We start from the raw sequence: 13,813 nt of genomic DNA, 5'->3' as shown, positions 1-13,813 counted from the left end.
CGCGGTAACCGGCCCGTTCCGCGCGCGTCCCCGGGCGCCGGCGGGGGCCCCGCGGTCAGCCCTTGCCGACGAGATCGGCCGGGAAGGCGCCCGCGCCGGCGGCCGTCGCCAGGAAGCCGCGCCCCAGCTCGGTGAGCCGCTCGACCCCGGGGGCCCCGAGGTGCTCGTACGGGGCGGTGTCGAGGCGGTCCGTGTGCTCCTCCACCGCGGCGCGGAGGGCGGTGCCCGCCTCGGTCAGTTCTCCCTCGGCGTCCAGGAGGCCGCGCCCGCGCAGCCGCTCCGCCGCGGCCTCCCAGTCGTTGCGCCGCCAGCCCCGGGAGCCGAGCACCCAGCGCGGGGTCATGCCCTTGCCCGTGGCGGTGTGCGAGACGAGGGCCTCGACGGGGTCGAGGCCGGCCGAGAGCAGGGCCGTGAGGTGGCCGTCGCCCCGGTGTTCGCGCAGCAGCGTGGCGGCGTGCCAGTAGGCGAGGTGGGGCTCCTCGGGCACCGGGAGGTCCGCGTGGGCCGAGTAGAGCGGCCGGGCGTGCCGGGTGCAGGCCTCGGCGGCGCGCAGGGCGAGCTCCGCGGCCTCGGCCATCTCGGCGGACACGACGGCCTCCGCGCCGAGCAGCCGTCGCAGCGTGGCGTCGGCGCTCCGCAGCCGCGCCTCCAGGACCCGGGCGGGGGAGGCGATGTCCCAGACGGCCGGGAGGTGCCGGGCGAGCAGCTCGTGGTTGTAGTTGTAGAAGGCCGCGGCGACCGTGCCGGGACCGACCGCGCCGAGGGCGGCGCTGCGCGCGGCCAGGCGCATCGAGGCCGGGTCGGTGAAGCCCAGCGCCCCGAACTCGCGGTCCAGGTCGGGCGAGAAGAAGAGCGTCGAGTGCAGCGGGTTGAGGGCGTTGTGGCAGCGGCGTCCCGCGCGGGGCGGCAGAGCAGTCGTCGTCATGCCCGTAGGTTACCGACTGGTCGGTACGACGGGAACCTCCGGACGGCGCGCGACGGACGATGGCAGGAAAGGTGGGGTCGGCGTCGTTGCGGCCGTCCCCGTACCCTCCCAGGATGGAGTCATGACGCAGCGACCCGTCCTCGTCGTCCTCTTCGACGGCGTGCAGAGCCTCGACGTCACCGGCCCCTACGAGGTGTTCGCCGGTGCCGGACGCGCCGCCGGAGACCCGGGGGCGTACCCGATCCGCACCGCCTCCCTGGACGGCGGACCCGTCCGCAGCCAGAGCGGACTGCGCCTGCTCCCCGACACCACCCTCGCCGGGGCGGTCGCCGGGGGAGCGCCGCACACCCTGGTCGTCCCCGGCGGGGAGGGCACCCGGGAGCCCGATCCGGCGCTGATCGACTGGCTGCGCACCCACGCCCCCGGCGCCGCCCGGCTGGTCTCCGTCTGCACCGGGGCCCTGCTCCTCGCCGAGGCCGGGCTCCTCGACGGACACCGGGCGACGACCCACTGGGCGGCCTGCGACCACCTGGCCCGCTGCTACCCCGACGTCGAGGTGGCCCCGGACCCGATCTTCGTCCGGGACGGGCGGCTCGCCACCTCCGCCGGCGTCACGGCCGGCATCGACCTGGCCCTCGCCCTGGTGGAGGACGACCTCGGCCGGGACGTCGCGCTCACCGTCGCCCGGCACCTGGTCGTCTTCCTGCGCCGCCCCGGCAACCAGGCCCAGTTCAGCGTCCAGCTCGCGGCCCAGACCGCCCGCCGGGAACCGCTGCGCGACCTCCAGCAGTGGATCACCGAGCACCCCGGCGACGACCTCTCCGTGGAGTCCCTCGCCGCCCGCGCCCGGCTCTCGCCCCGGCACTTCGCCCGTGCCTTCCAGGCCGAGACGGGCACCACGCCCGGCCGGTACGTCGACCGGGTGCGCCTCGAACACGCCCGCCGCCTCCTGGAGGAGACCTCCCGGGGCGTCGAGGAGGTCGCCCGCGCCTCGGGCTACGGCACGCCCGAGGCCATGCGCCGCGCCTTCACCCGGTCCCTCGGCACCGCGCCCGCCGACTACCGCCGCCGCTTCCACTCACCCGTCCGCTGACCCCGCGGCCGCCGGCCGGCCGCGATCCGCCGACCGGCCCCCGCCCGTCCCACCGAAAGGCAGCACCGTGCAGATCGCCGTTCTGATCTACCAGGGCTTCACCACGCTCGACGCCGTCGGCCCGTACGAGCTCCTCGCCCGGCTCCCCGGCGCCGAGACCGTCTTCGTGGCGAAGGAGGCCGGTCCCGTCCGCAACGACCAGGGCACCCTCGCCCTCGTCGCCGACAAGACCCTCGCCGAGGTACCGCGCCCGGACATCGTCCTGGTCCCCGGCGGGCCCGACTCCCGCGCGGTCATGCACGACCCGGAGATCCAGGAGTGGCTGCGGACCGCCGACCGGACCAGCACCTGGACCACCTCCGTCTGCACCGGATCCCTGATCCTGGCCGCCGCCGGCGTGCTGGACGGCCGCCGGGCCACCACCCACTGGCTCGCCTTCGACGAGCTGAAGGCGCTGGGCGTGGAGACCACCGGCGAGCGGGTCGTCTTCGACGGCAAGTACGTCACCGCCGCCGGGGTCTCCTCGGGCATCGACATGGCGCTGCACCTGCTCGGCCGGATCGGCGGCGACGAGGCCGCGCAGACGATCCAGCTGCTCACCGAGTACGACCCGCAGCCGCCGTACGACGCGGGTTCCCCGGAGAAGGCCCCCGCGGAGATCGTCGCGCGCTGGCGCGGGGTGCGGACGGAGGACCTGCCCCAGGGACGCTGACCGAGGCCCCGTCCGCCGTGCGTCACGCGGGCCCGGCGGTGCCTCGCCCAGGCTCCGGCCGCCGTGCGTCTCGCGGCCCAGTGGTGGCTCGCCCGGGCCCCGGCCGCCGTGCGTCTCGCGGGCCGAGCCGCGGTCCGGCCGGTCTCAGCCGCCGTAGGTGAAGCGGGGCGGCCGGCGTTCCAGGAAGGCGGCGACACCCTCCGCGGTGTCGCCGCTGCCCCGTGCCTGCTCCGCCCAGTGGGCGTCCCGGTCCAGGCGCCCGTCGGCGAACTCCTTGGCCGCCGCCTGGGTCAGCAGCGAGCGCGAGGCGAGGACCCGGGCGAACTCCGCGACCCGCTTGTCCAGCCCGCCCACCGGGTGCAGCTCGTCCACGAGGCCGGTCCGCAGTGCGCGCTCGGCGTCGATCAACTCTCCGGAGAACAGCAGGTACTTCGCGGCCGAGGGGCCCACCAGCGCGGTGAGCCGCCGGGTCGAAGAGGACGCGTAGACGATGCCGAGCTTCGACGGGGTGATCCCGAGGCGGGCACCCTCTTCGGCGAACCGCAGGTCGCAGGCGGCCGCGAGCTGGCTGCCGCCGCCCACGCAGAAGCCCCGGACGGCCGCCAGCGTCGGCCGGGGGAACGCGGCGAGCGCCTCCTCGGCCCGTACCGCCAGCGCCTGCTGCTCGTCCCCGGGCTCACGGAGCGCCGAGATGTCGGCCCCGGCGCAGAAGGTGTCGCCCTCGCCCGTCAGGACCAGCACCCGGACGGCGGGGTCGGCGGCCAGCCGGTCCAGGACGCCCGGCAGCGCCCGCCACATCCCGGCGCTCATCGCGTTGCGCTTGGCGGGGTTGGCGATGACGACGGTGGCGATCCCGTCGGTGACGCTGTCCTTCAGCTGCGGCTCCATGGGCCGGATGCTATCCGCCGCACCCGAACGTACGATCAGGAAGGGGTCGTCCCGAGGAGGCAGCGCATGGCCAAGGACGCCCACGAGCCGGACGGGGCGACGGACCCCGTCCGCGAGATGGCCCGCGAGGGCAAGCGGCTCAACCGGAACTTCAGCTGGCTGGCGGTGCTCGGCGTCCTGCTGGTGATCGGCGGGGTCGTCGGCCTCGTCTACACCGGCCTCGCCACGCTGACCTCGATGCTGCTCTTCGGCTGGCTGCTGCTGATCGGCGGGGTCGTCGGACTCCTCCAGGCGATCCAGTCGCGCGGCACGAGCTACTTCTGGCTCGCCGTGGTGGTGGCCGCCCTGAACATCGCGGCCGGTGTCGTGGTCATCCGCCATCCGGAGGGCTCGGCCGAGGCGCTGACCATGTTCGCCGCGCTGCTCTTCCTCACCGGCGGCCTCTTCCGCCTGGTCGGCAGCGTGGTGGTCCGCGGCCCGCAGTTCGGCTGGACCCTGCTCCAGGGCGCCTTCGGGCTGCTGCTCGGCCTGCTCGTCCTGTTCGACTGGCCGGACAGCAGCCGGTACGTCCTCGGGGTCTTCTTCTCGCTCGCGCTGCTCTTCGACGGCCTCGGCCTGATCGCGATCGGGGTGGGCGGGCGACGGATCGTCAGTATGGTGACGCCGACGCCGGTGTCCGGTGCGCCCCCGGAGCAGTCAGAAAGCGCGCCCGATCAGTCGAACAACTGACATCGACATCCTCACCCGATCGGAAAGCGGCCGATACGTGTCGACTTCTGGTCAGTAGGTCGGTCCGCCTGCGCGGATTGCCAAGACTCGATCCGTGGCGAGAATCGAGCACGAGGGTGGGAACCGTACCGTGGAGGACCACGGAGGTGGCCCCGCCCGGCAACCGTCCTACGAAGGAGTCTGGCGCTTCACCGCTGCCGCGGTCGACGTCTCCGTCCCGCAGGCCCGGCACGCCGTACGCGACCTGCTGGTCCGCCAGGGCGTCCCCGTCCATGAGGAGATCATGGACGGCCTGCTGCTGATCGTCTCCGAGCTGGTGACCAACGCCGTGCGGCACGCGGCGCTGCTGTCCCCGGAGATAGCGGTGGAGGTGGCCATCGGGCCCGAGTGGATCCGCGTGTCCGTCGAGGACAACCACCCGTACCGCCCCAAGGCGCTGGAGGCGGACTACGGGCAGACGGGCGGCCGCGGGCTGCTCCTGGTCCGCGAGATCGCCCAGGAGTCCGGGGGCGCGTGCGACGTCGAGCACACCGCGAGCGGCGGCAAGATCATCTGGGCGGCGCTGCCCCTGGCCCCGATGGCACCGGGGCCGGGGGCGACGATCCACCAGCCGGTCGTCACCAGCCCCCGGACGGACCCGTCAGTTCCCTGATCGCCGGACGCGCCGCGTCCAGCACCGTCATGAACCAGGCGGAGAAGGGCGCGGCGGCGTGGCGCTCGGCCAGCTCGCCCGCGGTGACGAACGCGGTGTCGTCGATCTCCTCCGGGTCCGGGCGCGGCGAGGCCTGCACCAGGCCGACGAAGAGGTGGTTGAACTCCTGCTCCACCAGGCCGGAGGCCGGGTCCGGGTGGTTGTACCGGACGGTGCCGGCCTCCGCGAGCAGGGTGGGCGAGACGCCCAGCTCCTCGAAGGTCCGCCGGGCGGCGGCCGCGAACGGCGCCTCGCCCGGGTAGGGGTGGCCGCAGCAGGTGTTCGACCAGACGCCGGGGGAGTGGTACTTCCCCAGGGCCCGGCGCTGGAGCAGCAGCCGGCCCGCCTCGTCGAAGAGGAAGACGGAGAAGGCGCGGTGCAGCAGCCCGGGCGCCTGGTGCGCGGCGAGCTTCTCCGCCGTACCGATGGTCGTCCCGTCCTCGTCGACCAGTTCGAGCATGATCGGCTCCGGGGATTCGGACGGCTGGACACCGTTCGACATGATCTCCGGCGAGATCTGCGCCGCGGTGGCTGGTGTGGTCGGCATACCCATCCTTCGCTTCGGTCCTCGCCCCGGTGGGGCCACCTCAGTCTGCCGTACAAAAGCGGCTTGTCCGTACTTCAGCGGCCGGACGTGGCCGCTCCCACCACACCGGAGTACAGCCGGTGCGGCGGGAGCGGAGCGGCGTCACGGGGCCGCTAGACCCCGAAAGCCGCCGGATAGGCGATCGTGCCGTGCGGGACGGGCGCGGCCCCGTCCAGGACGAGCGCCATCATCGCCTCGTCCGGAACCTCGAAACCTGGCCGGATTCCGTACGCGGACGCCCGTTCGAACCCGAACGTCGGGTAGTACTCCGGGTGCCCCAGGACGAGCACGAGCGACTCGCCGCGGAGCCGCGCCGCGTCGAGCAGCGCCCGGACGACGGCCTTGCCGGCCCCGGTCCGCTGGTGCCCGGGCGCCACCGCGACCGGAGCGAGCGCGGCCGCCGGGGCCCCGTCCACCCGGCAGCGGGTGAGCAGGGCGTGGGCCGCGATCGAGCCGTCCGGCGCCTCCGCCACGAACGACAGGCCGGGGAGCCAGGCGTCGGGGTCCCGCCGCAGGGCGTCGACCAGCTCGGCCTCCGCGTCCGAGCCGAAGGCGGCCGCCACCAGCGGCCGGATCTGCTCGGCCTCCCCGGCGGCCTCCGGGCGGGTCCGCCAGCGCGGATCGGCGGGCCGCAGGGCGAATCCCGCGTACCCGTAGTCGGAGCCGTGATCGCGCCGCATCGCGATCTCGGCGCGGGTCGCGTCCACCGCCCCGGCCATACCGGGCAGCGAGAGGTCGGCCGCGTCGGCGCGCGCCCCGAGCGGACCGTAGTACTCGTCCCAGTCGCCCTCGGGCTGCAGGACGGTCCCGAGGATGTGGTAGCCGGCGTCGACCGCCGCGGCCGTGTTCGCCCGGAGGGTGCGGAGCGGATAGTGCTCGTCCCAGAAGGCACGGGCCGCGGGGGCGGGCGCCTCGGTGGTCCACAGGCACTCGGTGAGCACCAGGGAACCTCCCGGCGCGAGCAGGCCGCGCCACGTGTCGAGGGCCCGGTCGAAGCCGATCGAGTAGGCCGAGCTCTCCGCCCAGACCAGGTCGAAGGAGCCGTCGGGGAACGGCAGCGCGCCCATGTCGGCGCGCAGGGTGCGGATCGAGCCGTCGAGCCCGCGGTCGGCGGCGGAGCGCCGCAGTTCCGCGAGGAACGGCTCGTGGAGGTCGACGGCGGTCACCTCGGCGCCCGCCTCGGCCGCCAGGAGCAGCGCGGAGCGACCGGGGCCGCAGCCCAGGTCGAGCACGCGCGGACGCTCGGGAAGCGGCCCGCAGAGCGCGAGGAGGCGACGCGTGGTGGCGTCGGAGCCGGGGCCCTGCCGCGGAAGACCGTGGTGCAGGGCGAAGAAGGAATCGCGTGAAGCGTTGTCGGACAACGTGGGAAACCCTTGGTGAGAGGGTCCCGGCCGACGACGTGACGTACCGGTGGGAACCGGGATCTCGTCAGCCGGAGACCCGGAGGCTGAGGAAGGACCGGGTGCTGCCGCTCGGGGCAGCCTCCATCGCGACGGTCATCAACCTCAGCTCCTCTCTCCACGCGTTCGTACGAAAAGACTAGCAGGGCGCCTTCCTCACAGGCACAGCCCGGCCTCGTGCTCGGCGTGCCCCGCGGGCTCCAGCTGGAAGGTGCAGTGCTCCACGTCGAAGTGCGAGCCCAGGCATCCCTGGAGCTGGTGCAGCATCTTCTCGTGCCCGACCGAGTCGAGCGCGTCCTGGTCCACCACCACGTGCGCCGAGAGCACCGGCATGCCGGAGGTGATCGTCCAGGCGTGCAGGTCGTGCACGTCCTCGACGCCCGGCAGGGCCAGGATGTGGGCCCGCACCTCCATCATGTCGACGCCCTTGGGGGCCGCCTCCAGGAGGACGTCCAGCGTCTCGCGGAGCAGCTTGACCGTCCGGGGGACGATCATCAGGCCGATCAGGATGGAGGCGATCGGGTCGGCGTACTGCCAGCCGGTCACGAGGATGACGCCGGCCGCGACGATGACCGTGACCGAGCCCAGCGCGTCCGCGAGCACCTCCAGGTACGCCCCGCGCACGTTGAGGCTGTCCTTCTGGCCCCGCATGAGCAGCGACAGCGAGACGATGTTCGCGACCAGGCCGATCGCCGCGACCGCGATCGCCAGGCCGCCCTTGGTCTCGGCCGGCTCGAAGAAGCGCTGGACCGCCTCGTAGAGCACGTAGCCGCCGACGCCGAGGAGCAGCAGGCAGTTGGCGAGCGCCGCGAGGATCTCGGCCCGGGCGAACCCGAAGGTGCGGTTCCCCGAGGGCGGCCGGTTGGCGAAGTGGATCGCCAGCAGCGCCATCGCGAGGCCGACCGCGTCGGTGGCCATGTGGGCCGCGTCCGCGATCAGCGCGAGCGAGTCGGAGAGCACTCCGCCGATGATTTCGATCACCATCACGGAGAGCGTGATGCCGAGCGCGACGCGCAACCGGTTCTTGTACGCGGCCCCGGCCGTACCCGTCGGCGCAGGGCCGCCGTGGTGATGCCCGTGGTCGTGTCCAGCCCCCATGACATGGCCTCCAGATCGTCGGTTCGCAGGTGCCCCGAGTCGCAAGTCAACTACGGGTGGGGGGTATGCGCAACACGGTACTGAACACCGTTGTCATATGCTCTGACCTGCGGCGATGCATTCCGGACCGGTGGCGGCCGGATCGGGCCGCCGGTGCCCGCTCCCGGGGCGCGGACGGGCACCCGGCCGGGGTTTGTGGCCGCCGTGCCGCCCGCCCGGCCCCCGATCGCCCGGGATGATCTCCACGGAACCGCGCGCGCCCGTGCGGACGTGGGTGGACCCGGGGGAGTCCGGCCCGCAAAGCCTCGGTGAACTCGTGCTCTGTTTCATCCGATAGCCTCAGCCGACGTGTCGCCGCCCCGTGCCGGGCCGCACCGCCGCGCCCGGGGCCGCCATGGGTCCCGCCGGCCCCTCCGTCAGCTCCAAGGAGTGAGTTCGTCTGTCGACCGCCATCCTCACCGGCCCGCCGGCACCCGGATCCTCGCTCGACGGAGATCTGCGGTCGCTCGGCTTCGACGTCCGGACCGCCGCGGGCCCCGAGGAGACCGGCGCCCTGCTCGCCACCGTCCCCGCGGGTGAGCGCGTCGCGCTCGTCGACCCCCGGTTCGTCGGCCATGTGCACGCGCTGCGCCTCGCCCTCACCGACCCCCGGTTCCCGGCGGCCGCCGCACCCGGCGCGCTCACCGTGCAGAACGGCGCCCGCCCGGCGCTCGCCCGCGCCCTGAGCACCGCCGCCGGTGACGACCTCACCGGGACGCTCGCCGACGCCCTCGACGCCGACGGCGTCGCCGTGCACCGGCCCCAGCTCGGCACCCTCGTCGCCACCGTGCCCGCCGACGCCGAGGCGCGCCACGAGGCCCGCGCCGCCGTGGACGCCGTCGACGACGAGGCGGTCCGCCTCCGCTCCGCGGTGAAGGCCCACGACGGCTTCTTCACCACCTTCTTCATCAGCCCGTACTCGCGCTACATCGCCCGCTGGTGCGCGCGACGCGGACTGACCCCCAACCAGGTCACCACCGCCTCGCTGCTCACCGCCCTGATCGCGGCCGGCTGCGCGGCGACCGGCACGCGCGGCGGCTACGTCGCCGCCGGCGTCCTCCTCCTCGTCTCCTTCGTCCTCGACTGCACCGACGGGCAGCTCGCCCGCTACGCGCTCAAGTACTCGACGATGGGGGCCTGGCTCGACGCCACCTTCGACCGCGCCAAGGAGTACGCCTTCTACGCCGGCCTCGCCCTCGGCGCGGCCCGCAACGGCGACGACGTCTGGGCCCTCGCGCTCGGCGCGATGATCCTCATGACCTGCCGGCACGTGGTCGACTTCGCGTTCAACGAGGCCAACGCCGAGAGCACGGGCGCCACGGCCAGGACGAGCCTCGCCGTCTCCAGCCGGCTCGACAGCCTGGGCTGGACCGTCTGGGCCCGCCGGATGATCATCCTGCCGATCGGCGAGCGCTGGGCCATGATCGCGGTCCTGACCGCCGTCACCACCCCGCGGATCGTCTTCTGGGCCCTGATCGCCGGCTGCGCCTTCGGCGCCTGCTACACCACGGCGGGACGCGTCCTGCGCTCCCTGGCACGCCGCAAGGCGAAGCGGACCGACCGGGCCGCCCAGGCCCTGGCGGACCTCACGGACTCCGGACCGCTCGCCGCGCTCACCCACCGCGTCCTCGGCCGCACCGGCATCCTGATGCTCCCGCCGCTGGTCCTCGCGCTGATCGCCACCGGCGCGCTGCTCGCCGCGGCCCTCGGCCGCCCCTTCGGTTCCGACCAGACCGTCGTCGCCGCCGTCTTCTACGCGGTCTTCGCCGGCGCCGCCGTCGCCCGCCCGCTCAAGGGCGCCCTCGACTGGCTGCTGCCGCCGCTCTTCCGTGCCGCGGAGTACGGCACGATCCTCGTCCTGGCGGCCCGGTCCGAGGTGAACGGGGCATTGCCCGCCGCCTACGGACTGGTGGCCGCCGTCGCCTACCATCACTACGACACGGTGTACCGCATCCGCGGCGGCACCGGCGCGCCGCCCACGTGGCTGGTGCGCACGATCGGCGGTCACGAGGGCCGCACGTTGCTGGTGACCGTCCTCGCCGCCCTGCTGGCGAGCCGTGGCAACGACTTCACCCTGGCGCTCACCGCCCTGGCGGTCACCATCGCGCTGGTGGTGCTCGTGGAGTCCATCCGCTTCTGGGTGTCCTCCGGAGCACCCGCCGTACATGACGAAGGAGAAACAGCATGATCGGTCTCGTACTGGCAGCCGGTGCCGGACGGCGTCTGCGCCCCTACACCGACACGCTCCCGAAGGCCCTGGTGCCTGTCGACGGCGAGACCACGATTCTCGACGGGACGCTGAAGAACTTCGCCGAGATCGGCCTCACCGAGGTCGCGATCGTCGTCGGCTACCGCAAGGAGGCCGTCTACGACCGCAAGGAGGCCCTGGAGGCGAAGTACGGGCTCGAGATCACCCTCGTCGACAACGACAAGGCCGAGGAGTGGAACAACGCCTACTCCCTGTGGTGCGCCCGTGAGGTCCTCAAGCGCGGTGTGATCCTCGCCAACGGCGACACCGTCCACCCCGTCTCCGTCGAGAAGACCCTGCTCGCCGCCCGCGGCGACGGCAAGAAGATCATCCTCGCCCTCGACACGGTGAAGAACCTCGCCGACGAGGAGATGAAGGTCATCACCGCCGAGGGCAAGGGCGTCCAGCGCATCACCAAGCTGATGGACCCGGCCACCGCCACCGGCGAGTACATCGGTGTCACCCTCATCGAGGCCGAGGCCGCCGAGGAGCTCGCCGACGCCCTCAAGGCCACCTTCGAGCGCGACCCCGACCTCTACTACGAGGACGGCTACCAGGAGCTGGTCAACCGCGGCTTCACCGTCGACGTCGAGCCCATCGGTGACGTCAAGTGGGTCGAGATCGACAACCACGACGACCTCGCGAAGGGCCGTGAGATCGCGTGCCAGTACTGACCCGACTGATTCCCTCACCGGTCGTCGTCGACATCCGCCGGGGAGCGCTGGACGACCTGTCCGCGCTCCTGGCGGACCAGCGCATCTCCAGCAACGGCAAGATCGCCGTCGCCATCAGCAGCGGCTCGGGCCTGAAGCTGCGCGACCACTTCGCGCCCGAGCTGCCCGGCGCCGACTGGTACCCGGTCTCCGGCGGCACCATCGACGAGGCCGTGAAGCTCGCCGACGCCATGCGCGGCAAGCGGTACGACGCCGTGGTCGCCCTCGGCGGCGGCAAGATCATCGACGTGACGAAGTACGCGGCGGCCCGGGTCGGGCTGCCGCTCGTGGCCATCGCCACCAACCTGTCGCATGACGGGATCTGCTCCCCGATCTCGACCCTGGACAACGACAACGGCCGGGGCTCGTACGGTGTGCCGACCCCGATCGCCCTGGTCATCGACCTGGACGTGATCAGGGACGCCCCGGTCCGCTTCGTGCGCTCCGGCATCGGCGACGCGATCTCCAACCTCTCCGCCATCGCGGACTGGGAGCTCTCCCACGAGGTGACCGGGGAGCCCGTCGACGGTCTCGCGGCCGCCATGGCCCGCAGCGCCGGAGAGGCCGTGCTCCGCCACCCCGGCGGCGTCGGCGACGACGACTTCCTCGTCACCCTCTCCGAGGGCCTGGTGATGTCCGGCATCGCGATGTCGATCAGCGGGGACAGCCGCCCCTCCTCGGGCGCCTGCCACGAGATCAGCCACGCGTTCGACCTGCTCTTCCCGGCCCGCGCCGCCAGCCACGGCGAGCAGTGCGGTCTCGGCGCGGCCTTCGCCATGCACCTGCGCGGAGCCCACGAGGGCTCCGGCCTGATGGTCGAGACCCTGCGCCGGCACGGGCTGCCGGTCACGCCGGAGGAGATGGGATTCAGCGTGGACGAGTTCGTCCAGGCGGTGTCCTTCGCCCCGCAGACCCGGCCGGGCCGCTTCACCATCCTCGAACACCTCGACCTGTCCGACGACCAGATCAGGGACGCGTACGCCGACTATGCCAAAGCCATCGGTAGCTGAGCTCCGCCCGGTCGTCCACCCCCCGGGCGTCAAGGACCGGCGCAGCGGGGAGCACTGGGGCGGCCGCCTGTACATGCGGGAGATCTCGCTCCGGATCACCCGGCGGCTCGTCGGCACCCGGATCACGCCGAACCAGCTCACGTACGTGATGACCCTCGCGGGCGTCCTCGCGGCACCGGCCCTGCTGGTGCCCGGGATCCCCGGCGCGGTGCTCGGCGCGCTCATGGTCCAGCTCTACCTGCTGCTCGACTGCGTCGACGGCGAGGTGGCCCGCTGGAAGAAGCAGTTCTCGCTGTCCGGCGTCTACCTGGACCGGGTCGGCGCCTACCTGTGCGACGCCGCGGTGCTGGTCGGATTCGGCCTCCGGGCCGCCGACCTGTGGGGCTCGGGCCGGATCGACTGGCTCTGGGCCTTCCTCGGCACCCTGGCCGCGCTCGGCGCGATCCTGATCAAGGCCGAGACCGACCTCGTCGGCGTCGCCCGGCACCAGGGCGGTCTGCCGCCGGTCAAGGAGGCGGCCTCCGAGCCGCGCTCCTCCGGCATGGCGCTGGCCCGCAGGGCCGCCGGCGCGCTGAAGTTCCACCGGCTGGTCCTCGGCATCGAGGCCTCGCTGCTGATCGTCGTCCTGGCGGTCGCGGACCAGATCAGGGGCGACCTGTTCTTCACCCGCCTCGGGGTGGCCGTCCTCGCCGGCATCGCACTGCTCCAGACCGTGCTGCACCTCGTGTCGATCATGGTTTCGAGCAGGCTGAAGTGAGGCCGGCCGTGAGCACGCCGCTCAGGGTGGGAGCCGTCGTCATCACGATGGGCAACCGCCCCGACGACCTGCGCGCGCTGATCGACTCGGTCGCCGCGCAGGACGGCGACCGCGTCGAGGTCGTCGTCGTCGGGCAGGGCACCCCGGTCACCGGGGTGCCCGACTGGGTGCGGACCGTCGACCTGCCGGAGAACGTCGGCATCCCCGCCGGCCGGAACACCGGCATCGAGGCCTTCGGCCCCGGCGGCACCGACGTCGACGTCCTGCTCTTCCTGGACGACGACGGGCGGCTCGCCCACCCGGACACCGCGGAACTGGTCCGGCAGGCCTTCACCGCCGACCCGCGCCTCGGCATCATCAGCTTCCGGATCGCCGATCCGGAGACCGGCGCCACCCAGCGCCGGCACGTGCCGAGGCTCCGCGCCTCCGATCCGCTGCGCTCCTCGCGGGTGACGACCTTCCTCGGCGGGGCCAACGCCGTCCGCACCAAGGTGTTCGCCGAAGTCGGCGGTCTGCCCGACGAGTTCTTCTACGCGCACGAGGAGACCGACCTCGCCTGGCGCGCGCTCGACGCCGACTGGATGATCGACTACCGTGCGGACATGGTGCTCCTGCACCCCACCACAGCACCCTCCCGGCACGCCTCGTACCACTTCAACGTGGCCCGCAACCGAGTCTGGCTGGCACGCCGCAATCTGCCCGCGCCCCTGGTGCCGGCCTATCTCGGCGTCTGGCTCCTCCTCACCCTGGCCCGCCGGCCCTCGCTCTCCGCACTGAAGGCGTGGTCCGGCGGTTTCCGCGAGGGCTGGAGGACCCCCTGCGGACCGCGCCGCCCCATGAGGTGGCGTACGGTGTGGCGGCTGACCCGGCTGGGTCGCCCCCCGGTCGTCTGACATCGTGGTACCGACGTGCCGCGCATCTTGA

General features: G+C 73.3%; 14 protein-coding genes. 9 read left to right on the top strand and 5 right to left on the bottom strand.

Features of this window, described 5'->3' with window-relative positions; all coding sequences use genetic code 11:
• Nucleotides 1–55: 55 nt before the first annotated feature.
• Entirely contained in the window at nucleotides 56–925 is an 870-nt protein-coding gene (locus tag ACF09E_RS10395) for a hypothetical protein (RefSeq protein WP_392204761.1), read from the bottom strand.
• Nucleotides 926–1,046: 121 nt separating this feature from the next.
• On the opposite strand from ACF09E_RS10395, the gene ACF09E_RS10390 reads away from it, so the two are divergent.
• Nucleotides 1,047–2,018: a GlxA family transcriptional regulator gene (locus ACF09E_RS10390; RefSeq protein ID WP_392204760.1), complete on the top strand. Its 972-nt coding sequence runs from the start codon at nucleotides 1,047–1,049 to the stop codon at nucleotides 2,016–2,018.
• A gap of 67 nt (nucleotides 2,019–2,085) precedes the next feature.
• Nucleotides 2,086–2,730 carry a DJ-1/PfpI family protein gene (locus ACF09E_RS10385; protein WP_392204759.1) on the top strand — a complete coding sequence of 215 codons (645 nt, stop codon included), beginning with the start codon at nucleotides 2,086–2,088 and terminating at the stop codon, nucleotides 2,728–2,730.
• Nucleotides 2,731–2,874: 144 nt separating this feature from the next.
• On the opposite strand, the gene ACF09E_RS10380 is transcribed toward ACF09E_RS10385, so the two are convergent.
• Nucleotides 2,875–3,618, bottom strand: a complete 744-nt coding sequence (locus ACF09E_RS10380) for an enoyl-CoA hydratase/isomerase family protein (RefSeq protein ID WP_392204758.1) — start codon at nucleotides 3,616–3,618, stop codon at nucleotides 2,875–2,877.
• Between the two features lie 66 nt (nucleotides 3,619–3,684).
• Between ACF09E_RS10380 and ACF09E_RS10375 the strand changes: the two genes are divergently transcribed.
• Both ACF09E_RS10375 and ACF09E_RS10370 read left to right on the top strand, forming a co-directional pair.
• Nucleotides 3,685–4,347 carry an HdeD family acid-resistance protein gene (locus tag ACF09E_RS10375; protein WP_392204757.1) on the top strand — a complete coding sequence of 221 codons (663 nt, stop codon included), beginning with the start codon at nucleotides 3,685–3,687 and terminating at the stop codon, nucleotides 4,345–4,347.
• A gap of 94 nt (nucleotides 4,348–4,441) precedes the next feature.
• Nucleotides 4,442–4,999 (top strand): ATP-binding protein, encoded by a 558-nt coding sequence (locus tag ACF09E_RS10370; protein WP_361857540.1) that lies wholly within the window; start codon nucleotides 4,442–4,444, stop codon nucleotides 4,997–4,999.
• On the opposite strand, the gene idi is transcribed toward ACF09E_RS10370, so the two are convergent.
• From idi to ACF09E_RS10355, 3 genes are all read right to left on the bottom strand, one after another.
• Nucleotides 4,965–5,585: an isopentenyl-diphosphate Delta-isomerase gene (gene idi, locus ACF09E_RS10365; RefSeq protein WP_392204756.1), complete on the bottom strand. Its 621-nt coding sequence runs from the start codon at nucleotides 5,583–5,585 to the stop codon at nucleotides 4,965–4,967. The genes ACF09E_RS10370 and idi overlap by 35 nt on opposite strands.
• 152 nt (nucleotides 5,586–5,737) lie before the next feature.
• Nucleotides 5,738–6,985 (bottom strand): bifunctional class I SAM-dependent methyltransferase/N-acetyltransferase, encoded by a 1,248-nt coding sequence (locus tag ACF09E_RS10360; protein WP_392204755.1) that lies wholly within the window; start codon nucleotides 6,983–6,985, stop codon nucleotides 5,738–5,740.
• Nucleotides 6,986–7,180: 195 nt separating this feature from the next.
• On the bottom strand, nucleotides 7,181–8,122 hold the full coding sequence (locus ACF09E_RS10355; RefSeq protein WP_392204754.1) for a cation diffusion facilitator family transporter: 942 nt from the start codon (nucleotides 8,120–8,122) through the stop codon (nucleotides 7,181–7,183).
• Between the two features lie 439 nt (nucleotides 8,123–8,561).
• Here ACF09E_RS10355 and ACF09E_RS10350 point away from each other — a divergent pair, with 439 nt between their 5' ends.
• The 5 genes from ACF09E_RS10350 to ACF09E_RS10330 are packed head-to-tail and all read left to right on the top strand — an operon-like array spanning nucleotide 8,562 to nucleotide 13,782.
• Nucleotides 8,562–10,349, top strand: coding sequence for a DUF5941 domain-containing protein (locus tag ACF09E_RS10350; RefSeq protein ID WP_392205013.1), 1,788 nt, complete (start codon nucleotides 8,562–8,564; stop codon nucleotides 10,347–10,349).
• A complete protein-coding gene (locus tag ACF09E_RS10345) occupies nucleotides 10,346–11,083 on the top strand; it encodes a sugar phosphate nucleotidyltransferase (RefSeq protein WP_392204753.1) in 738 nt (245 codons plus the stop codon). Before ACF09E_RS10350 ends, ACF09E_RS10345 begins: the two co-directional genes overlap by 4 nt.
• Nucleotides 11,071–12,132, top strand: a complete 1,062-nt coding sequence (locus ACF09E_RS10340) for an iron-containing alcohol dehydrogenase family protein (protein WP_392204752.1) — start codon at nucleotides 11,071–11,073, stop codon at nucleotides 12,130–12,132. The genes ACF09E_RS10345 and ACF09E_RS10340 overlap by 13 nt, the downstream gene beginning before the upstream one ends.
• A complete protein-coding gene (locus ACF09E_RS10335; RefSeq protein ID WP_361854632.1) occupies nucleotides 12,110–12,889 on the top strand; it encodes a CDP-alcohol phosphatidyltransferase family protein in 780 nt (259 codons plus the stop codon). The genes ACF09E_RS10340 and ACF09E_RS10335 overlap by 23 nt, the downstream gene beginning before the upstream one ends.
• Nucleotides 12,890–12,936: 47 nt before the next feature.
• Nucleotides 12,937–13,782, top strand: coding sequence for a glycosyltransferase family 2 protein (locus ACF09E_RS10330; RefSeq protein ID WP_392205012.1), 846 nt, complete (start codon nucleotides 12,937–12,939; stop codon nucleotides 13,780–13,782).
• The last annotated feature ends 31 nt before the right edge of the window (nucleotides 13,783–13,813 follow it).

This window comes from Streptomyces sp. NPDC014891 (genome assembly GCF_043081085.1).
Classification (GTDB): domain Bacteria; phylum Actinomycetota; class Actinomycetes; order Streptomycetales; family Streptomycetaceae; genus Streptomyces.
This window is presented reverse-complemented; position numbering and strand designations above follow the sequence as displayed.